The organism is Lysinibacillus sp. NPDC093712 (genome assembly GCF_050280025.1).
In the GTDB taxonomy this organism is placed as follows: domain Bacteria; phylum Bacillota; class Bacilli; order Bacillales_A; family Planococcaceae; genus Lysinibacillus.
The window spans coordinates 100,185-120,162 of sequence record NZ_JBNNUU010000007.1; the positions used below are offsets into that span (position 1 = coordinate 100,185).

19 protein-coding genes and 1 pseudogene are annotated in these 19,978 nt (G+C 38.4%); 11 read left to right on the forward strand and 9 right to left on the reverse strand.

Annotation, left to right across the window (positions count from 1 at the left end; translation table 11 throughout):
• Positions 1–1,108 (forward strand): annotated as a pseudogene (locus tag ACQKNX_RS20550) (collagen-like protein); the annotation flags it as partial.
• Positions 1,109–1,872: 764 nt separating this feature from the next.
• Here the strand turns inward: ACQKNX_RS20550 and hemY are convergent.
• The 3 genes from hemY to hemE all read right to left on the reverse strand — a co-directional run bounded on the left by hemY (position 1,873) and on the right by hemE (position 5,409).
• Positions 1,873–3,303, reverse strand: a complete 1,431-nt coding sequence (hemY, locus tag ACQKNX_RS20555; RefSeq protein ID WP_427430461.1) for a protoporphyrinogen oxidase — start codon at positions 3,301–3,303, stop codon at positions 1,873–1,875.
• Positions 3,304–3,317: 14 nt separating this feature from the next.
• Entirely contained in the window at positions 3,318–4,238 is a 921-nt protein-coding gene (gene hemH, locus ACQKNX_RS20560) for a ferrochelatase (protein WP_427430462.1), read from the reverse strand.
• A gap of 118 nt (positions 4,239–4,356) precedes the next feature.
• On the reverse strand, positions 4,357–5,409 hold the full coding sequence (gene hemE, locus ACQKNX_RS20565) for a uroporphyrinogen decarboxylase (RefSeq protein WP_427430463.1): 1,053 nt from the start codon (positions 5,407–5,409) through the stop codon (positions 4,357–4,359).
• Between the two features lie 233 nt (positions 5,410–5,642).
• Here hemE and ACQKNX_RS20570 point away from each other — a divergent pair, with 233 nt between their 5' ends.
• Together ACQKNX_RS20570 and ACQKNX_RS20575 are read left to right on the forward strand one after the other, a co-directional pair.
• Complete coding sequence (locus ACQKNX_RS20570) at positions 5,643–6,161, forward strand: antibiotic biosynthesis monooxygenase family protein (RefSeq protein WP_401014456.1); 519 nt, start codon at positions 5,643–5,645, stop codon at positions 6,159–6,161.
• Between the two features lie 27 nt (positions 6,162–6,188).
• Positions 6,189–7,349: an amidohydrolase gene (locus tag ACQKNX_RS20575; RefSeq protein WP_427430464.1), complete on the forward strand. Its 1,161-nt coding sequence runs from the start codon at positions 6,189–6,191 to the stop codon at positions 7,347–7,349.
• A 77-nt stretch (positions 7,350–7,426) separates the two neighbouring features.
• On the opposite strand, the gene ACQKNX_RS20580 is transcribed toward ACQKNX_RS20575, so the two are convergent.
• Positions 7,427–8,611: an ABC transporter permease gene (locus tag ACQKNX_RS20580; protein ID WP_427430465.1), complete on the reverse strand. Its 1,185-nt coding sequence runs from the start codon at positions 8,609–8,611 to the stop codon at positions 7,427–7,429.
• Positions 8,595–9,344: an ABC transporter ATP-binding protein gene (locus ACQKNX_RS20585; protein WP_427430466.1), complete on the reverse strand. Its 750-nt coding sequence runs from the start codon at positions 9,342–9,344 to the stop codon at positions 8,595–8,597. Before ACQKNX_RS20585 ends, ACQKNX_RS20580 begins: the two co-directional genes overlap by 17 nt.
• Positions 9,345–9,451: 107 nt before the next feature.
• On the opposite strand from ACQKNX_RS20585, the gene ACQKNX_RS20590 reads away from it, so the two are divergent.
• The 6 genes from ACQKNX_RS20590 to ACQKNX_RS20615 all read left to right on the forward strand — a co-directional run bounded on the left by ACQKNX_RS20590 (position 9,452) and on the right by ACQKNX_RS20615 (position 12,786).
• On the forward strand, positions 9,452–9,865 hold the full coding sequence (locus ACQKNX_RS20590; RefSeq protein ID WP_340822456.1) for an HIT family protein: 414 nt from the start codon (positions 9,452–9,454) through the stop codon (positions 9,863–9,865).
• 164 nt (positions 9,866–10,029) lie between these two features.
• A complete protein-coding gene (locus ACQKNX_RS20595) occupies positions 10,030–10,566 on the forward strand; it encodes a tryptophan transporter (protein ID WP_427430467.1) in 537 nt (178 codons plus the stop codon).
• A 184-nt stretch (positions 10,567–10,750) separates the two neighbouring features.
• A complete protein-coding gene (locus ACQKNX_RS20600) occupies positions 10,751–11,146 on the forward strand; it encodes a YtxH domain-containing protein (RefSeq protein WP_427430468.1) in 396 nt (131 codons plus the stop codon).
• A 156-nt stretch (positions 11,147–11,302) separates the two neighbouring features.
• Positions 11,303–11,863, forward strand: a complete 561-nt coding sequence (locus ACQKNX_RS20605; RefSeq protein ID WP_029747195.1) for an HTH-type transcriptional regulator Hpr — start codon at positions 11,303–11,305, stop codon at positions 11,861–11,863.
• A gap of 121 nt (positions 11,864–11,984) precedes the next feature.
• Positions 11,985–12,530, forward strand: a complete 546-nt coding sequence (locus ACQKNX_RS20610; RefSeq protein ID WP_427430469.1) for a DUF3267 domain-containing protein — start codon at positions 11,985–11,987, stop codon at positions 12,528–12,530.
• A gap of 70 nt (positions 12,531–12,600) precedes the next feature.
• Positions 12,601–12,786 carry a hypothetical protein gene (locus ACQKNX_RS20615; protein ID WP_010857338.1) on the forward strand — a complete coding sequence of 62 codons (186 nt, stop codon included), beginning with the start codon at positions 12,601–12,603 and terminating at the stop codon, positions 12,784–12,786.
• 176 nt (positions 12,787–12,962) lie between these two features.
• On the opposite strand, the gene ACQKNX_RS20620 is transcribed toward ACQKNX_RS20615, so the two are convergent.
• Positions 12,963–13,070 (reverse strand): YjcZ family sporulation protein, encoded by a 108-nt coding sequence (locus tag ACQKNX_RS20620; RefSeq protein WP_080647610.1) that lies wholly within the window; start codon positions 13,068–13,070, stop codon positions 12,963–12,965.
• A gap of 142 nt (positions 13,071–13,212) precedes the next feature.
• Between ACQKNX_RS20620 and ACQKNX_RS20625 the strand changes: the two genes are divergently transcribed.
• A complete protein-coding gene (locus tag ACQKNX_RS20625) occupies positions 13,213–14,160 on the forward strand; it encodes a peptidylprolyl isomerase (RefSeq protein ID WP_427430470.1) in 948 nt (315 codons plus the stop codon).
• A 57-nt stretch (positions 14,161–14,217) separates the two neighbouring features.
• Here ACQKNX_RS20625 and yhaM read toward each other — a convergent pair whose 3' ends face one another.
• Genes yhaM through ACQKNX_RS20640 form a run of 3 tightly spaced genes read right to left on the reverse strand, consistent with a single transcriptional unit; the run spans position 14,218 to position 19,264 of the window.
• Positions 14,218–15,156 (reverse strand): 3'-5' exoribonuclease YhaM, encoded by a 939-nt coding sequence (yhaM, locus tag ACQKNX_RS20630; RefSeq protein WP_427430471.1) that lies wholly within the window; start codon positions 15,154–15,156, stop codon positions 14,218–14,220.
• Complete coding sequence (locus tag ACQKNX_RS20635) at positions 15,153–18,053, reverse strand: AAA family ATPase (RefSeq protein ID WP_427430472.1); 2,901 nt, start codon at positions 18,051–18,053, stop codon at positions 15,153–15,155. Before ACQKNX_RS20635 ends, yhaM begins: the two co-directional genes overlap by 4 nt.
• Complete coding sequence (locus ACQKNX_RS20640) at positions 18,050–19,264, reverse strand: metallophosphoesterase family protein (RefSeq protein ID WP_427430473.1); 1,215 nt, start codon at positions 19,262–19,264, stop codon at positions 18,050–18,052. The genes ACQKNX_RS20635 and ACQKNX_RS20640 overlap by 4 nt, the downstream gene beginning before the upstream one ends.
• Positions 19,265–19,568: 304 nt before the next feature.
• On the opposite strand from ACQKNX_RS20640, the gene ACQKNX_RS20645 reads away from it, so the two are divergent.
• The gene (locus ACQKNX_RS20645) at positions 19,569–19,754 is read left to right on the forward strand and encodes a YhzD family protein (RefSeq protein ID WP_173479813.1); all 186 of its coding nucleotides are present in this window, start codon (positions 19,569–19,571) and stop codon (positions 19,752–19,754) included.
• Positions 19,755–19,978: the final 224 nt, after the last annotated feature.

Genomic DNA, 19,978 nt, shown 5'->3' on the forward strand with positions numbered 1-19,978 from the left:
GACTGGTTTACTCGGACCTACTGGGCCTACCGGTGCGACTGGTTTACTCGGACCTACTGGGCCTACTGGTGCGACTGGTTTACTCGGACCTACTGGGCCTACTGGTGCGACTGGTTTACTCGGACCTACTGGACCTACTGGTGCGACTGGTTTACTCGGACCTACGGGATCTACCGGTGCTACCGGCGAACTTGGGCCTACGGGACCTACTGGCGATACTGGTTTACTCGGACCTACTGGGCCTACTGGTGCGACTGGTTTACTCGGACCTACTGGACCTACCGGCGATACTGGTGAACTCGGGCCTACGGGACCCACTGGCGCTACCGGCGAACTCGGACCTACTGGGGCAACAGGACTTCTTGGACCTATAGGACCTACTGGTGCTACCGGCGAACTCGGGCCTACGGGACCCACTGGCGCTACCGGCGAACTCGGGCCTACGGGACCTACTGGTGCGACTGGTTTACTCGGACCTACTGGACCTACCGGCGATACCGGTGAACTCGGGCCTACAGGACCTACCGGCGATACTGGTTTACTCGGACCTACAGGGTCTACCGGCGCTACCGGGGAACTCGGACCTACTGGGGCAACAGGACTTCTCGGACCTACGGGGCCAACAGGACCTGCGTTTACAGAAGGATTCTCTGCCTTCTTAAGTACTTTATCCGTTAGTACCTCAGCTACTTTAAGTAACTGGAGTGTAGCTTCACCATATTTCACAACACCAGCATTTAATCCAACAACAGGCATATTTACAGTTCCTACTACCGGAAGATATGCTTTTGAGGCAACGATCAACTATTCAACAGTAGCTGCCATTAGTCTTGGTATTGGTGCAGGTGTTAACCCTTCCTTTGCAATCCGTAGAAATACAACGACTAATTTAATTACCGGTTTATTCCCTATATTAAATTTATCAGTTACCCTCTTAACTATTAGAGCAATTCTTGGAAGTGGCACCGTAACATTGGCTGGAGAAGTTAATTTAACAGCTGGTGATACAATCGATTTATTTTACGAAGCAAATGGCTTAACGCTCGCCTTAACACTAGGAGGCGCTAACTCAGGTGGTATTGTATGGTCATGTCATAGAATTTCTTAAACGTTGGTCATCTTTACACAATTAATGAGTTCAAAATCTATGACTCCATACATTCTACTGTTGAGAAATAAGTAGTACAAAAATAAGTTTGTACTACTTCAGCTTGTCGACAAAAGGGATTAAGAATAGAATTCTTAATCCCTTTTGTTATTTTTTTATTATAAAAATGAGTTCTTACTTTCGTCTTGACCATACTGTCCGGACTCGATTTATATTGGCGATACCCTTCCTTCGTTTATAGTAGACTGCTAGCAATACATATAAAGTTGATTGGAGTGGAGGGCGGGCGACTCCTGCTCAGAACGCACGGTACGTAAGACACAACAGACCGCGCGTTAGCGAGGGTTGCGGCTTACGATGTGCCCGCGGAAAGCGCCCGCCCGTAGCGGAAATCAACGGCAGTAGACCTCTAAATTTATTTAAAGATTAAAGCAGGCGACTATCATATATAATTATAAGTGCGATAATTGTACTGTATTTTCATCTTTTTCCTTCGAAAGAGCATGTTGACACTAGTTGATTGGAGTGGAGGGCGGGCGACTCCTGCTCAGAACGCACAGTACGTAAGACGCAACAAACCGCGCGTTAGCGAGGGTTGCGGCTTACGATGTGCCCGCGGAAAGCGCCCGTCCGTAGCGGAAATCAACGGCAGTAGTCATCACCTCTATATTAATTTTAAATAAAAAAAGGACTATAGACAAACTAGAAAATCTTCGAGTTTGTCTATAGTCTGAGTAATACAAATATAAGTTTGTACTACTTTTTTAGTCTTCCTGTATAAACATTTCGCTTAAAACTTCATTTGCAACTTTGCACCCTTGCTCTACGCATTCAGGAATTGAAATTCCTTCAAAGGAGCTACCTGCAAGTTTTACTGTCGGGAAGTGTTCATAAAGTTCTTTCTTCACCCGTTCAATTTTTGCCTCATGTCCTACAGTATATTGTGGCATAGCATTTTTCCAACGAGAAACAACCGTCGTCATGGGTTCCCCTTCGATTCCTATTGTATTCTTTAAATCTTGTAATACAGTCTTTTCAATCTCTGAATCAGATAAGGCAACAATCGTTTCATCGCCTACACGACCAATATAGCTCCGTAATAATACATAGTCTTGAGGGGTAGTATTAGGCCATTTCCGATTAATCCATGTACAAGATGTTATTGAAAAATCACTATTTCTAGAGACAAAAAACGACAATGCATCCAAGTCACCTAGCTGCTCTTTTTTAAATGCCATCGTCACTGTTGCAATTGTTGCTGCTTTCATCGTATTTAACTCTGTTAAAAGTTGGTGATTACTAAACATCATTTGCGCAACATTATATGGTGTTGCAATGATAACCGCATCAGCAGTTATATGCGAAAAATTATTTAATACGACCTGCACAGTACCATCTTTGCTGTGATCAATTTGCTCTACTTTAACACCCTTCATAACGGTCCCTGGAAGTAGAGATTCTTCTAGTTTTTCGATAAGCGTCTCAAGACCATTTTCAAAAGTTTGAAAAATCCCCTTATCCTTCGCTATCCGATTGTAACTTAAAAAATTTGTCCCTGACTGTTTCATACCGAAAAGCAAACTACGATACTTTTGCTCTAATTCGTAGAGCTGTGGAAATGTAGATCTCATGCTTAGTTGCTCAATATCCCCTGCAAATGTACCTGCAAGTAAAGGTTCAACGAGATTTTCTACAACTTCCGCACCAAATCTTCTTCGAAAAAATTCACCTAATGGCTGGTCGTCATCACGTGCTGAACGCGGGAGGACAAAATCCCCCGCTGCACGAATTTTACCGCTGAGTGAAAATAAACCTGATGTAATGAATGACGAGATATGTGGCGTTGCTCCAGACATCAAATTGCTCGGAATTGGGTATAATTTACTTCCAACGGCAATATAGGTTGGCCCCGAATCTCCAGTTATCATCCTATGTTCAATATTTAAATCCTTCGCAAGCGCCTGGACATGATTTTCACGGTCGAAAAAGGATTCTGGCCCACGCTCGATAATAAAGCCGTCTTTTCTAAGAGTTTGGATTTTCCCGCCAAGACGTAATGACGACTCGACAAGTACGATATCTACCGGCAATCCTTTTGCGCGCGCTTGTTTTTGCATATAGAACGCAGCTGTGAGGCCTGTAATGCCGCCGCCAACAACAACTACCTTTCGTCTTTTTAGAGTCACCAACATCATCACTTTCTTTTCGCTTAGCTTAATTTTTTATGAATGGCATCTACCATAGCATCGATAAATAACGGATCTGTATTAGGCATTGCTGGACGATAATAGTTAGCACCTATTTCATCGCAAACAACTTTACATTCATAATCGTTATCGTAAAGCACCTCTAAATGTTCTGTTACAAAGCCTACCGGTGTGTATACAAATGAACGGTACCCATTCTGCTCATAAAGGTCACGTGTTAAATCTTGAACGTCAGGACCGAACCATGGCTCTGGTGTTTGTCCAGCTGATTGCCAGCCCACTTTTACATTTTTCACGCCCGTAGCTTCTTGAATTAATCGAGCTGTGTCAATTAGTTGGTCTTCGTACGGATCGCCCATTTCTTTAATTTTTACAGGAAGTGAGTGTGCTGAGACGATTAGGCAAGCCTTTTCTCGTTCTTCTTCAGTCATAGAATCGAACGTTTCATTCACTTTACCTTTCCAATAATCAATAAACTTTGGCTCATCATACCAAGATTCAACAGATGTAATTTTCAGGCGATCACCTGCTGTTTCTTCTGCACGGCCATTATATGATTTAATAGAGAAAGTCGAAAAATGTGGTGCTAGCACGATAGAAACCGCTTCTTTAATACCTGCTGCAACCATTTCCTCAACAGCATCCTCAATGAATGGTTGGATATGTTTTAAACCAATAAATAGTTTGTATTCTACATCATCTTGAACTTCATTTAAACGCGCACATAAAGCTTCAGCCTGTGCTTCTGTTGCAGCTGCCAGTGGCGATAAACCACCGATTGCCTCGTAGCGACCACGTAAATCTTCTAAATGCTCGTCAGATGGTCTACGTCCGTGACGAATATGAGTATAGTAGGTTTCAATATCTTCCTCTTTATAGGGTGTACCATATGCCATTACTAATAAACCTTTAACTTTTTTCATAAACCTTTTCACCTCTAAATAATAGTTATACTATATTTTTTGTATGATTTTGTACGTCAACAGCAATTACACAGAAAAGGAGTGTAATTGCGTCAATAGAATTTGCTCTTTTCTTACTTTAAGAACGGGCTTGAATTTGTTGTGCACTATATTCATGAATAAGTGTTGTTAAACGTTTCAATACTGCTGGATCAACCTCTGGGAATACGCCATGGCCTAAGTTAAAGATATGACCTGGCACCTCTAAGCCTTGATCGACAATATCTTTTGTTCGTTTTTCTATTACTGACCAATCAGCAAGTAATAATGAAGGGTCTAGGTTTCCTTGCACAGGCTTTGTAATACCTTTTGCACGTGCATCTTTAATTGGTAATCGCCAATCTAAGCCAACAACGTCAATCGGTAAATCATGCCACTCTTTCACTAAATGGCTTGCACCAACTCCAAATTGAATAAGCGGTACATTTTCTTTTTTTAACTCGCCAAAAATACGAGTCATAACAGGTTTAATGAACACACGATAATCTTCTACACTTAAGGCACCTACCCATGAGTCAAATACTTGAATCGCTTTTGCACCTGCTTCTACTTGCGCTGAAACGTCCGCAATAATCATGTCTGCCAATTTGTCCATTAATGCAAACCATGCTTTTGGTTCCGAAACCATAAATGATTTGGTTTTATTATAGTTTTTAGAAGGTCCGCCTTCAATCATATAGCTCGCTAATGTGAACGGTGCTCCTGCAAAACCTATTAATGGTACATTAAGCTGTTCTTCTGTTAGTAATTTTATTGTTTCTAAAACGAAAGGTGTATGTTCCTTTGCATTGAACTCACCTAATTTCTCTACATCTGAAACTGTGCGAATTGGGTTTGAAATAACTGGACCTACACCAGCTTTAATTTTTACATCGATGCCGATACCTGGTAGTGGCGTTACGATATCTTTATACAAAATCGCTGCATCCACATTGTAGTTTTCGACTGGTAAACGTGTTACATACGCACAAAGCTCAGGTTGATGTGTAATTTCCTCTAATGAATATTTTTCTTTAATTGCACGATATTCTGGCTGAGAACGACCTGCCTGTCGCATATACCAGACCGGTGTATGTTCAGTCCTTTCCCCGCGTGCAGCACGTAGAAGTGTATCATTAAAAAGTGTTGTCATTGATTATTTCCTTCCCCTCGATGAATTTCATATCATAAAAAATCACTTGTTTATTCCATTATTATTGATATCCGTTTTCAATAGTAAACGCTTCCTCTGCTATTGTATAGTTTTCCTAGTGAATTGTCATAAAATTGTTCTTTCTACATGCTTTCTTTTTTGACAAAGCGGGTAACTTACACTTAAATGGAGTTAATCACTGATTATTAGACATTTATAAGGAGGGCAAAATAATGAATATTTATTTAACTTCTGGCACAGGAGAGTTTATGGAACAGGTGAAAAATAAGTATCCTGACGAACATATGATTTTAATGCATGGTGAAGGTAATTCTGTGCTCATCCATGAAACTGAAGGGAAATCTGTATTTGCTACACCTCGTAAATTTGAAGTGTTAGATTCGGTAAACGAATTAGAAGAACGCGGCTTCTTCGTCTTCAATAATATTCCTGTGACAGATGAAGGTAAACCTGTATTTGAACATCGCTTTTTAAATCGCGCACGTGCAATTGAGAACGAGCCTGGTTTTGTAGCGTTCCGACTATTGCGTCCATTAAATGGCGACACGTACATTGTTATGACACAATGGAATGGGCCACACTCATTTGAAGCATGGAAAAGCTCAAAAGCGTATAATACTGCACATGCACAACGTGAAGAACCAACTGGTGTGCGACAACAAAATATTTTCTCTGCCGCATCCTATGTTACAACCTATAGCGTTGTCCCTAAAGAAGACGACGAGGCATAATTTTTTTTACTAAAGGAGCACTTACTTATGAATCAACAAATACTCGATAAAATTGATGCTCATTTTGATGAAATGGTGGCCATTCGCCGCCATCTACATATGCATCCAGAACTAAGCTTCCAAGAGAAAGAAACAGCAAACTATATTATGGAATACTATCAAAAGCTCGGTGTCCCCGTTGAACCAAATGTAAGTGGCTATGGACTGATTGCGCGTATTAAAGGTAGCAAGCCTGGTAAAAGGATTGCCTTGCGTGCCGATTTTGATGCACTCCCTATTCAAGACGAAAAAGATGTTTCTTACAAATCAAAAGTAGCTGGTGTAATGCATGCTTGTGGCCACGATGGTCATACTGCTACTTTATTAATAGTAGGGAAACTTTTATGGGAAATGAAAGATGAGTTAGCAGGTGAATATGTACTGATTCATCAACATGCCGAGGAAGCAGACCCAGGCGGTGCTATCGGTATGATACAGGCAGGTGCACTTAACGGTGTGGACGCTATATTTGGTACACATTTATCATCCAATCATCCGACGGGTATGATTGGCTACCGTGTTGGCCCACTTATGGCCGCAGTTGATAGTTTCGAACTGAAAATTCAAGGTAAAGGCGGACATGGCGCTCATCCACATCAAACGAAAGACGCTATTGTTATCGGCTCTCAGCTTGTCATGAACTTGCAACAACTTGTAGCGCGTCGAGTAGCTCCAACTGAATCAGCAGTTCTTACTGTTGGCTCATTCGTTGCGTCAAATGCAGATAATATTATTGCAGATACAGCCTATTTAAATGGCACTATCCGTTCGTTTGACAAAGATGTACGTGCAACGATGGAACGTGAATTTAAACGCGTTGTGCACGGAACTGAAATTGCACAAGATTGTACAATTGAGCTAGACTATCGCAAAGGCTATCCAGCAATTGTGAATCATGAAAAAGAAACACTATTTGTTCGCGATATCGCGCAAGACATTTGTGATGTTGTTGAAATTCCAGCAACGATGGGTGGCGAAGACTTCGCCTATTATTTAGAGGAAAAACCAGGTACATTCTTCTTCACAGGGGCCGCTCCTGATGAATATGCACCACATCACCATCCGAAATTCGATATTGATGAAAAAGGTATGCTAGTAGCAGCAAAAGTGATGGTAAGCGCCGCGCTAGAATATCAAATCGTGGAATAAAACAAAGAAAGCTCATTTCGCCTAATGTTCTTAGGCAAAATGAGCTTTCTTTTTTAAATAAAATTAGAGTTACCTATTTAAGATTTTGACACCTTTGCCGTTATTTCACTAACTACAAGGATAATTATCGTTGTGACATAAAACATCGGCTGTGTCACGCCGCATAGAGTGACAATAATAGCTTGAGCAATCATTGTCAGACGCACTACTTGCTTCACAGCAGCTTTACGCGCGCCCTCTGGCAATGGATAAAGCATGTCCATGCGAAACTCACCGCTAGCTAATAATGCTTGCTTTAGCTGGATCGTCGTTGCAAAGCTTAGAGCACCCGCAACAATCCATGTAACAACTGGAATATCTACAAAAGCTGCAATCACAGCGGAAATAGCAGTTAATCGGAGCCATAAATAAAAATGATCATCTGTACGAATAAACGTACGGAACACTAAGTACTTTTGAGCATTCCCCTTTTGATAGGGGATAAAATTATAAAACCAGTCAAGCCACGCTCTACGTCGAATACTTCCATGTAAATGTGGTACATCGGTAAAATAATTCGCGAAACGATAGAAGCTCATCATTCGATTTTGTTCTAGTTTTACAAAGTGCTCATATGGTACAGGCTCGTTCGCACACTTTTTGCGAAATACTAATACATAGACACAACCAATTATCACTGCAATTAATGCTAGAATAAGTTGCATTTGTAGTCCCATATATACGGTTACACCAAATACAATAGCTCGTATTAGTCTATCTACCCATACATAATGACCTCGTTCACTATAACGATAACTAAATTCCCCCTGCACACTAACAAACTTTAAGGCGATAACAAGGAAAAACAGTGACCAAATATTAGATGTTGTTAGTTCCGTTACTGCTTTTAATAAAGGAATACTAATGATATAAACGATTGCCACAATCCAAACTTGTGACCAAAACGTCCACGCTATTGCCTTTTTTAAATACAGCGACATTTTTGATTCTAATGGCAATAAATACACTTGGTCTGGCTCACGCAATAATGTCGTTGGACGGCTAAATGCAAGTAATACACCAATTATTAAGGCAATTAGCCCTTCAGCAGGAAAATCAGACTCAACGATTTTCAACCACTCACTATATTGATAGCCCCCAGCTCCAACAAGAAACACAAGTACAAGCGCTATATGTCCAGTGAAAACAAACTGCATATATTTTTGTACTTCACTTATATAGTGCATGAAGCGCGAGGACCATACATCACGCAAGTTCTTCATGGTCCCGCTCCTTTGTCATTGCAATATAAAGGTCATCCAATGTTGCATGTGGCATGCCAAACGCTTGTCGTAAATCTGCCATCGTTCCTTGCGCTCGAACACGACCTTCATGCAATAAAATAATTCGATCACAATGTTTTTCAGCTGTCGATAAAATATGCGTCGACATTAAAATGGATGCACCCTCTTTTTTCTTTGTATCCATCTGATCGAGCAATGATTGAATACCAAGTGGATCCAGTCCGACAAACGGTTCATCAATTATATACAGACTCGGGTTCACTAAAAAAGCACACATAATCATTACTTTCTGACGCATACCTTTTGAGAAATGCGATGGAAACCAATTTAGGCGTTTTTCCATACGAAATTCCTTCAATAATACTTCTGAACGAGCCGCTAGTGTAGCCTCATCTAAACCATAAGCCATTGCTGTTAATTCTAGATGTTCACGCAATGTTAACTCATCATATAAAACCGGTGTTTCAGGGATATATGAAAATGCTGTCCGATACTTGTCCGTGTTTTCTTTTAACGTCACACCATTTAGACGAATGTTGCCTTCTTTCGGAAGCATTGTTCCTATTATATGTTTAATGGTCGTACTTTTACCCGCACCATTTAAACCAATTAGCCCGACAAGTTCTCCTTTACCTATTGTAAATGACAATTCTTTAATAACAGGCTTCTTAGTATAACCGCCTGTCACATGCTGCACTTCTAATACCGACATACCCTCACTCCTCTTCTTGTTATTATTTTATCAAAAATTAGCAAATGATTCAGTTATGAGTATGATAGAATAAACTTACATATAAAAATTTAAGGGGGATTTTACGAATGAGCGATTGCCTATTTTGCAAAATCATTGATGGATCTATTCCTAGTACAAAAGTTTACGAAGACGAACATGTCTATGCATTCACGGACATTTCACCTGTTGCAAAAGGTCACACATTATTAATTCCAAAACACCATTGCCAGGACTTATTTGAAATGCCAGAAGATGTAGCGCGTAATTTATATGCAGTCGCACCAAAACTTGCCAATGCCATTAAAGCAGCATTTAACCCAATTGGTATGAATACAATTAATAACAATGGTGCTGCAGCTGGACAAACCGTTTTCCACTACCACTTACATTTTATTCCGCGTTACGATGAAAAAGAAGGCCTAGGCTTAATTTGGCAAACACAAACATATACACCAGAACAATTAACAGAAGTAGCCGACAGCATTAAAGCCAATTTATAGTGCCAGGCACTCAAACAATTTAGTACAAAACAGCTTATTAACTGGACATTGAACGCTATTGTCAAACGATCAATTTTAGCGTACAATCACAAATAAGTTTCGCTAACGGTCAGGAGGACACGTTAGGAAACAAATAGATTAGCATAGTTGAGGAGAGATTAGAAATGAATACAAAAAATCTAGTGTTAATGGCACTTTTAGTTGGTGTCGGTGCTGCCCTTTATGTGGTCACACCAGGTATGGTAAATGGAATGAAGCCTGACTTCATGTTAACGATGATGTTTATCGGCATTTTATTGTTCCCTTCAATAAAAGAAACTTTTTTACTTTCTTTATCAACAGGGGTGCTTTCAGGTTTATTTACAACTTTCCCAGCAGGCTTTATCCCAAATATTATTGATAAAGCTGTAACAGGTTTTGTGTTTTTAGCAATCCTTATCGTGCTGAAAAAAGTTACGAATCATTTTGCTGTATCCGCTGTATTAGTTGGATTAGGTACGATTTTATCAGGTACTGTCTTTTTATCTGTTGCCCTATTTGTATTTAACGCTAACGTAGGCGCAACATTTGCAATGCTGTTTGTTGGGGTTGTAATACCAGCTGTTGCATTTAACGTCGTAGCATTTGTTATTATTTATCCTATCGTTGCGAAACTAGTGAAGCGTTCTAAATTCAACACAGCAATTTCGCAAGCAATATAAAACAGCACTAACCGCACAGTACTACTATGTAGTCGCGGACGTAAGACGTTTTAAGCCTTAATATAAGGGAAGAAGCTAAACAGTGAGACAAAATCACTCGTTTAGCTTCTTTTTTCTTTTTTTATCGACTGATTTCATGGTTTAATAGAAGAAAGATAACAAATATAGAAATGAGGTATTTACTATGAAAGCACAACCATTTTTAATCGGATTAACTACAGGTATTATAGGAGGCGCAATTGCTGTCCTTTTCTCAACACCTAAATCGGGCCAACAATTACGTTCTACAATACTTTCCAATACTGATAGTGCAAAACTAAAACTTCAAGATGTAAAGCATCAAGTTAACAACGTTAAACAATCTGTGGGCACATTAACAAATGAAGCAAAAAATAATATACCGCAAATAATAAATGATCTAAAACATTCGATTACTATCTTTACGCAAGAAATCGAACCGACAAAGAATAATTTACAACAAGAAATAGAAGCATTACAGAATTCAATTAACGAAATCGAGAAAAACGTTGCACAATTCACAGATAAAAAGAAAAAACCACAAGAAAAAGTGCAGGCATAAAGTTTTACACAAGGATATCAAAACCTATTTTTTTACCAAAAATAATCATCAAAATGTTATTTTTTAACCACTTTTCAATTTTTTAATTTTTCTAACTTTAAACTTTTTTTCTTTATTGCTATAATAATTTTAAAACGTTAAAGAAAGCAGTAGGTGATGGCTTTGTCAGAGGAATTATACACTCAAAAAGAAGCAATGCTATACAGTCAAAGAATTGCACAATTATCAAAAGCTTTATGGAAAGCAGTTGAAAAAGATTGGCAACAATGGATTAAACCATACGATTTAAACATTAACGAGCACCATATATTGTGGATTTCATATCATTTAAAAGGGGCTTCCATTTCAGACGTAGCAAAATTTGGTGTAATGCACGTTTCAACAGCATTTAACTTTTCGAAAAAGTTAGAGGAACGTGGATTACTGAAGTTTTCAAAACGTGATGATGACAAGCGTAATACTTATGTAGAGCTAACTGAAACAGGGACAGACCTTATTATTGAAATGAATAGCAATTATCATAACACATATCATTCTGTGCTTGAGGGCTCGCTAGCTTTGAAAGATTTGTATGGTCGTTTCCCAGAATTTTTAGATGTGATGGCTGTTATTCGTAATATTTACGGTGAAGATTTTATCGATATTTTTGAACGTTCATTTCAACACTTCCGTGATTCCTTTGACACGTTAGAAGAACGTTCAACTGTAAAAGGATAATTTATGCTAAAAAAGGAGGCATTTCAGAAACATTTCTGAAATACCTCCTTTCTCTTGCAATCTTATAGAAATCAATTTACATTGAATAGGAACCTTCCCTATTATGGAGTTGATATTTAACGTGCACTGTTGGAAAATCTTAAACCTTGAACATCATTATGGAACAACACGTATTGTAATGATGGCTGTCATTGTTTTTCTCACTGTCTTTTCCGTGTCCTATGTGACATTTAATTTATTTAACGATGAGTATTATACTGATCATTTGTTCTGGCTATTTGTCATTGCCGTCCTTGCGCTTTATCCTATTCATAAATGTTTACACTTTCTAGCATTATATGACTTACGCCAGCATCTCAAATTACGTATAAAGAGACAGTTTTACTTTATTCCTGTACTGCACATGCGTATCCGTGAGCCATTATCTAAAAACCGATATATTTTCGCATTACTTGCACCATTTATCGTGTTAAATACAAGTATCGTTATTGCTACATGGCTACTACCTGCCTATACACATTACGGTACATTACTTTTAGCGTATCATTGTAGTTTATGTTTGATTGATATTCTTTACGTGAAATATTTGTTGAATTCACCTAAAGATGCCCAAATTGAAGAAACACCGAAGGGCTATGAAATTTTAGTACCACCTACAATTAACTGATTCGCTTGTACTTGTGTTTTATTGACGTTTTTTGATATGCTAATAATACTGAAAGAGGGGAGGAATAGACTTGCTATTAATGATTGTAGTTCTATTCTCGGTATTCTATTTATTTCAAATCAATCGCATGACCTACGCACTGTGCATGCGACGTGAAATTCCCGAAGAAAACCAACCAAAGATATTCCGAACTATCAATATACTTATCACAATTTTACTTGTTTCATTTTATGTTGAAATTTTATTCGCGGTCTAATGAAGATGCATCCGCGCCAGTCCGCACGCGGGTCATGTATTTAAAACATCCATGCAGCAATGGGAAATTAATTGACGCCAAATTTTTTGGCCTCGACCCTAGCGTGCGGAGCGAATGCCTAGATATTGATAAGAAAAGCTAAGGAACATCTCCTTAGCTTTTCGGCATTTTATTAATTAGTATAGGAACGCTGCACCAACAATAATTAATAAAATAAATAACACTACTAATAAAGCAAAGCCTGAGCCGTAGCCACCGCCACCACCGTATCCTCCGTTGCTCATAACTTCACCCCCTTTCTTTTCTATATCCTATGCGCTTTGAAATTTGAAATTTAGGCTATACTCAAGGGGGAACCATTTTGTTTTTAAAACGTTTATGTTATAGTAAAAAATGGACGAAATGAATTAAGGAGAGAATATCCATATGAAAAAGACTGTATTATCTTTAACATTAGCAGCCTCAATTTTAGCTCTTGGTGCTTGTAGTGGAGCTGATAGCAAAGCATTAGTTACATCTAAAGTAGGCGATATTTCAGTATCTGATTTTAACGAAAAAGCGAAAACTTTAACAGGTTCTTATGTATTACAACAGATGGTGACTGAAAAAGTATTAGCAGACAAATATGAAGTGACTGATAAAGAAATTAAAGAACAATATGATGCAACTGCATCTCAGTTCGGCGATAGCTTTGCACAAGCATTAGCAGAAAATGGCTTAACTGAACAAGGCTTTAAAGATTCTTTACGCGTACAACTACTTCAAGAAAAAGCTTTAAAAGACAAAGCAATTAAAGAAGAAGACGTAAAAAAATATTATGAGCAAATGAAAACAGAATTAAATGGTCGCCATATTCTTGTAGCAGATGAAAAAACTGCGAAAGAAGCGATTGAAAAAATTAAAGGTGGCGCTTCTTTTGCTGATGTTGCAAAAGAATACTCAACTGATACTGGTTCTGCAGCAAAAGGCGGAGAGTTAGGTTGGTTTACAGTTGGTTCTATGGTAGATGAATTCAATGATGCGGCTTATGCCCTTCCATTAAACACATTAAGTGAGCCAATTAAATCAAGCTATGGCTACCACGTAATTGAAATTACGGAAAAGCGCGATGTAAAAGATGTAGGCGCATTTAAAGATGAAGAAGAAAAAATTCGTACAACAATGTTAAACAAGCTTACACAAACTGGTGAAGCACAAACATTGTTAAAAGACATCATTGCTCAATTAGCAAAAGATGCAAACTTTAAAACTTCTGATAAAGAATTAAAAGAAGCATTAAAATCTTTTACAATAACAAGTGAAGAACAAGCAAAAGCAGATGAAGAAGCTGCTAAAAAAGCTGCAGATGAAAGTAAAGACAAAGAATCTAAATAGTAATTATTTTACTATATGAAAAAGGGTTACGCCAATACAGGCGTAACCCTTTTCGTTTTACTGAATATTCGGCTTGTAAAATGATCGATTATCGAGAGGAAATAGTCTCTCTGTAAATTCTCCAGGACCCGTTTTACCTAATGCGCGCGTAAGCATATTCATTTTTGCATCAATATTATCAATATAATGTAAGATTTCCGCTTCTTGAATCATTGGTTTTTTCGGGCTTCCCCATTCCTCTTTCCCATGATGCGATAACACTAGATGTTGTAAGAGCATTACTTCTTCGCCTTCGATTTCAAGTTCGCTTGCAATTTTAGCAATTTCATTGACCATAATTGTAATATGACCAAGTAAATTACCTTCTACAGTGTACATTGTCGCCACCGGACCAGATAATTCAACGACCTTACCAATATCATGTAAAATAATTCCTGAATATAATAGATCCCGATTTAGCGTTGGATATAAATCAGCAATGGCTTTCCCTAGCTTTAACATCGATACCATATGGTCTAATAAGCCTGATGCATAATCATGATGGTTTTTTGTTGCTGCAGGATATACTAAAATAGCATCCTGATGCTTTTTAATAGCTGCACGCGTGATACGTGAAATATTTGGATTTTTAATATCAAAGAAGAATTGTGTCAATTCCTCATAAAGCTCTTCTTTTGGAGTAGCAGCAGAAGGAACTAAATCATTAACGGCAATTCCCTCCTCCGGCTTTGCCACACGAATTGTTTTAATACGTAATTGGTTTTTCCCACGATAGTCATGAATTTCTCCACCTACATGCACTATCGCCTCTGCATGGTACATTTTCTCATGATCTTCGTTTGTATCCCATAGTTTCGCCTCAATGTCTCCACTTTTATCTTGTAGCAACAGTGACATAAATGGCTTCCCTACAGTGGTAACCCCTTTTGTCGATTGTTTAATTAATAAAAATTGATCAACTGATTCTCCAACTTGGAGCGTCGTAATACCTTTCATGTTGACGTCACTCCCCTTTCATTTGCTAGTGCTCCTAGATCGACAATTTGCTCTTTTTGCCAAAGTGCGAGCATCCCTTCATGGCAAGTAAAATATAAAATTTGACGTTCATATCCTACTTCTTTCATTAATTGTACCATTTTGTTTGTACGGTTTCGATCAAAATGGACAAAAGGATCATCCATTATAAACGGAAATGGCGCTGAAGTTGCAAGGGTTTTCGCTAATGCCATTCGCAATGAAATATAGACCTGCTCCTTTGTAGCTTGTGATAATTCTGCTACATGATAGCGTAAGCCAGAAACTGCTTGCGCCTCAAAATAGCCTTCCTCATGAATGAAAAGTTTATCGTAACGACCACCTGTTAACGAATGGAATAGAGCATTTACCTGTGTAAGTACATGTGGTAATTTTTCTTCACGTAAACGGAATAATGTTTCATGAATAGCTGTTGCTAACGCTTTTTTAGTAGCCCATTGCTCCATTAGCTGTTGCAACAATGCTTTTTCTTGCTCAAACTGTTGCAACAGTAGACCATATTGTTCGTCGTTAAGCAAATGTTCCTTTTCAATCTGCAAGGCAGCCCGCTCTTCTAAGCAATGTTCAATTTCTATTCGAACGGTATTGCGTACTTCTTCCAGTGCTTGTATTTTTTCATGAAGTTGTTCCGCACTTAAAAAGCTCTCATGCTGTTGCATATCTAATGAGGCTAATTGATATTGAATCGCTTGTAGTTCGGACTGAAGCTTTTGCTGATGTTGAAATTGTTCAAATGCCTCGTAAAATGCGTTTTCTGATTCTACATTCGCGTCATGAAATAATTGCGCTATTTCCGATTCATAATTTTCCAAAAGCGGTTGTACTTCTTGTTTCTTTGAATGTATTTGAGCGAGTTGTTCCTTTGTTTGCAACATCTGTTGTTGCTCCTGCTGAATTGCTAAATATGTTGAGCGTAGATGTACAAAAATTTCCTGCTCACTATACTCATTTTTTAAAACTTGCTGTAGTGTTTCATAAAGTTCGTTTTTTTCAGATTGTATAGCATGTAAAAGCTTATATATGCTTGTTTTTTTAACTACCAACTCTTGTACACCACGAATACGCATAAATAACTCTGGTAAAAGTGACCGCGGTACACTTCCCTCTAAGCGAAAACGTTCCAAAAAGCTTTGCAGCATATGTGTTGCCTCGGCGCTAACTTGTTCAGCTTGTTGAATTTTATGTTCGAGCTGTGCATACTGTCGTTCTTTATCAAGCTGTTGCTCGTTGGCTAGCATCCAACGATCTTCTAGCCGTTGTTTTTTCACAAGTAACACTTGAACAATATTCTCTTCTTGCTCTAGTTCTCTCAGTAATTGGCTATTATGCTCAGGAGGCCCATCATCAGCTTGTTTCGCTTGTTTTAAATACAATAAGAATACTAGCGATAAGATGGCACCAATAACCATTACCGCCCAATTCTTTTCTAAAACACCGTAAATAAGCGCAACAATACTTATAGCTAACACAAGGACAACAAAAAGTGTTGGCTGCTTCTGTTTTGAGCGTTGCGATTTAACATGACGCAATTGTTCTAAGCGCCTTTTTCTCTGGGGCCACTGTGCTAAAATATGTTCTTCCTCAGCTGTTAATGACTCCTGCTGAAGGTGCTTTTTCTGTCGAGAAATGCTATCTAGTTCCTCATGTATTCGCTCTAACGATTGTAGATAAAACTTTAGCTCTTCCTCAGCTTCATGTAAGACAGTCAACTGTCGCTGAAATTGTTCCTCTTGTTGCAAAGATACAGTTCCCTCTAAAAGGGTTGCTTGAGCTTCCAATTCCTGCACGCCTAATAAACGAAACTGTGCTTCAATGTCTTGCTCTAGCACAAACAGCTCGTCCTTCAAGTTCTGCTCTTTGACGAGGAGCTGATTCCAAGTTGCTTCTTTATTCATCAGCCTTGAAATCTCTTCAATTGCTTGTTCATCTGTTGTCAATTGAAGCTTCCTTTTTAAAGCTTGATATTGTTCTTCTAGTTGAGTCAGCTGTAATGTTTCGTGCGTCAGTCGATCTTTTAACTGTTCGTAACGTCTAATTCCTTCAGGTGGAAATTGAACATGTGCATAGCTTGTATATGATTGCTGTAGCGTTTCTTGCTGTTCAATAAGTGGCATTGCCTGTTTTATGACCGTAAGTTGCTGCCAATCTTGTTGCAGTGTCTTTTGTTGTTTATTTAAATCCTTCAGTCTTTGCTCAAGTTGCTGTAATTTGAGTGATTTCTCTTCGAATGTATGGATTGTAGCCTGTTCTTTCTTAATTGTCTTTTCAAGTTGCTTTAAATACTCGATTTTTTGATTGATGAGCGGAACTTTACCAGATTTTTTAAAAAGCTCTCCAGCGTCTTTTTCTAGTTTTTTTTCAAGCGCAGATAGCCGATGAATGCCAGTTGTCCCTGAAGCAAGCAATAGATGTGTCAATTCATCCTCTGACATTTTTTCGATACCTTGCAGTTCATGAATTGAAAATGAAAAAATCGCTTCAAATGATGCGCGTGAATAGCCATACAAAAGCTTGGCTAAAAGCTCGTCATGCCCCTTCATACCTTCTTCTGTATATACAGTAACATCACCAGTAGCCTTTCCTTTAACACGTTCAATTGTACATTGACCATAGATTGGGTGGAGAATCGTCAGCTGACCCCCAAATTTCGGTGATGTTTTTGGCTCGTATTTTCGCTGGCTTTGTTGCTTTGTCGGAAATCCAAAAAGCATCTGTAAAATAAACTGCTGTATGGTCGTTTTACCAGCTTCATTCATGCCATAAAAAATAGTTACACCGTCTTGCAAAGAGATTGTGACATTTTCATGCTTACCAAAGCCGTAAATGTGGATTTTCTGTATCGTTAGCAAAGTTTTCACGCCCTTTGAATTTCATCGGTTAATAACTCCTGCGCATCAAGCTTCAAATGTTCAATTTCTCGTTCTGTTAAAGGTTCTACAAATCTTGCCCCATTCGCATGCTGGTACAAATCCTTTAAAATATCTTTCCAATCAGAAATATCCCACTGCTCCATAACACTTATTACTGATTCAGTCATAGCAGTCGACTCATACGACGAAGAAACTTTATGCAAAATAAGTTTTTGCACCCAGCCCATCGGCTCAATCCCATCTTCTGACTCCCGAATTGTTTCAAGCCATTCTTCTACCGAAGCATGCTCAAATAATGCTGCAGCTTCTTCATCTATATTTTTCAAATGAAGCTCAATTACAGATGCTCCATATTCCATTCGATTATGAGCGATTGCCTCTTCACATTTTTGGAGTAACTCATTTGCATGAAGTACATTTGTACAATCCACCTCCACCATATTATAAACAACAGCAGAAGTCGGCATAAATGTTAAATCAGCAGATGTTTGCGATAAAGTTACATCATAAAAACCTTTCACTCCTTGTTCATTGCGGTGTCTACTTTGAATATTACCTGGATAAACAATCGGAGGTTCGTCGTGTAATAGCTGCCGTTTATGAATATGGCCAAGCGCCCAGTAATGGTATCTTTTTTCAAGAAGTTGCTCTTTTTTAAATGGTGCATATACCGCATGTGTAGAATCACTTGCTTCACTGCCATGCAGCATACCTATATGAATTGCATGTTGATCTTGCGCAACAGGATAACGATCAATCATCGATTCCTTAACATGACGCTCACCATAGCTAAAACCATAAATATTTACTTGCTGACCACGTATTTTTAATTGTACAACACTCGTATCAGCTGGTAATTCGTAAACATTACTTGGCAAAGCAAAACGTGTCCACGAACCATGTAAGTGGTCATGATTGCCATAGCTGATAATGACGGGGATGTTATGTTCAAATAGAGTCTCCATCGCTGCCTGAAAACGTCTTTGTGCCTGTAAACTGCGATTTTCGCCATCATAAAGATCCCCTACAATGAGTAGGAAATCTGGTCTTTCTTCAATTGTCTTCTGAATAATTTTATCAAATGCTTCAAAAGTACTTGCTCGAATTTTTTTTAGATTCTTTTCAGGTAATCCAAATAAGCCTTTAAAAGGACTATCTAAATGTAAATCTGCCATATGGAAAAAACGAATTGCGGACATCCAATCACCTCTACTAATTAATTAAACCTTTGTTCATCATTTCGTCTAGATTTTCATTGTGCTTGTATAAGGCTTGGTAGCTTTATGCCCTATACAAAAGGATCAATCGAAAGCGAATATTTGTTCTATTTTATCATACTTCATGTTAGTTGAGAAACGAAATCATAGAACTATTGATCTTCATGTTGTACTAAATTTTCCACATTTTTCGTAAATTATCGAAATATTCGCTAGATATACCGTGAAGTTTATATTTCTTCTATGTATAATAGATATATATTCAAGTAAAGGGTGGGGTTTGTTTATGAATAATTATCGTTTTACAGCTTTTGAAAAAACTGGGGAAACACTTTTTGATGAAACTTGGACTTTTGAAAGCGATGAAGCTGCAAAAGTAAATGGTCAACAGCAAATCGTAGAAAAGGGCGTTGCCGAAAAAACACATCGCCTTGTTAACTCTTCTGGAAAATTAATATTATTCCATGTTTAAACTATGAAATTAGAAAGACATGTAGAAAATGCTCTAGGCGTCTCACACAGTAACAAAGTTTGCAAATAGTTATATAATTGATAAATCGGCAAGCCCCACCACTTCACTTTTGTGGACGAGATCGAGCATCCGAAATGGAATCTCTCTTTTCTCGTAACAGAAGTCTATGTGATGGGGCTTGTGTCGTATTAAAATCCATTGGGATCAATATTTAATGTTTGTAT

Excerpts from the sequence above, each read along its gene's own strand:
- hemY (WP_427430461.1), bottom strand. The coding sequence starts at position 3,303 with ATGATGTTGGTGACTCTAAAAAGACGAAAGGTAGTTGTTGTTGGCGGC.
- hemH (WP_427430462.1), bottom strand. The coding sequence starts at position 4,238 with ATGAAAAAAGTTAAAGGTTTATTAGTAATGGCATATGGTACACCCTAT.
- hemE (WP_427430463.1), bottom strand. The coding sequence starts at position 5,409 with ATGACAACACTTTTTAATGATACACTTCTACGTGCTGCACGCGGGGAA.
- ACQKNX_RS20570 (WP_401014456.1), top strand. The coding sequence starts at position 5,643 with ATGAATATTTATTTAACTTCTGGCACAGGAGAGTTTATGGAACAGGTG.
- ACQKNX_RS20575 (WP_427430464.1), top strand. The coding sequence starts at position 6,189 with ATGAATCAACAAATACTCGATAAAATTGATGCTCATTTTGATGAAATG.
- ACQKNX_RS20580 (WP_427430465.1), bottom strand. The coding sequence starts at position 8,611 with ATGAAGAACTTGCGTGATGTATGGTCCTCGCGCTTCATGCACTATATA.
- ACQKNX_RS20585 (WP_427430466.1), bottom strand. The coding sequence starts at position 9,344 with ATGTCGGTATTAGAAGTGCAGCATGTGACAGGCGGTTATACTAAGAAG.
- ACQKNX_RS20590 (WP_340822456.1), top strand. The coding sequence starts at position 9,452 with ATGAGCGATTGCCTATTTTGCAAAATCATTGATGGATCTATTCCTAGT.
- ACQKNX_RS20595 (WP_427430467.1), top strand. The coding sequence starts at position 10,030 with ATGAATACAAAAAATCTAGTGTTAATGGCACTTTTAGTTGGTGTCGGT.
- ACQKNX_RS20600 (WP_427430468.1), top strand. The coding sequence starts at position 10,751 with ATGAAAGCACAACCATTTTTAATCGGATTAACTACAGGTATTATAGGA.
- ACQKNX_RS20605 (WP_029747195.1), top strand. The coding sequence starts at position 11,303 with ATGGCTTTGTCAGAGGAATTATACACTCAAAAAGAAGCAATGCTATAC.
- ACQKNX_RS20620 (WP_080647610.1), bottom strand. The coding sequence starts at position 13,070 with ATGAGCAACGGAGGATACGGTGGTGGCGGTGGCTACGGCTCAGGCTTT.
- ACQKNX_RS20625 (WP_427430470.1), top strand. The coding sequence starts at position 13,213 with ATGAAAAAGACTGTATTATCTTTAACATTAGCAGCCTCAATTTTAGCT.
- yhaM (WP_427430471.1), bottom strand. The coding sequence starts at position 15,156 with ATGAAAGGTATTACGACGCTCCAAGTTGGAGAATCAGTTGATCAATTT.
- ACQKNX_RS20640 (WP_427430473.1), bottom strand. The coding sequence starts at position 19,264 with ATGTCCGCAATTCGTTTTTTCCATATGGCAGATTTACATTTAGATAGT.
- ACQKNX_RS20645 (WP_173479813.1), top strand. The coding sequence starts at position 19,569 with ATGAATAATTATCGTTTTACAGCTTTTGAAAAAACTGGGGAAACACTT.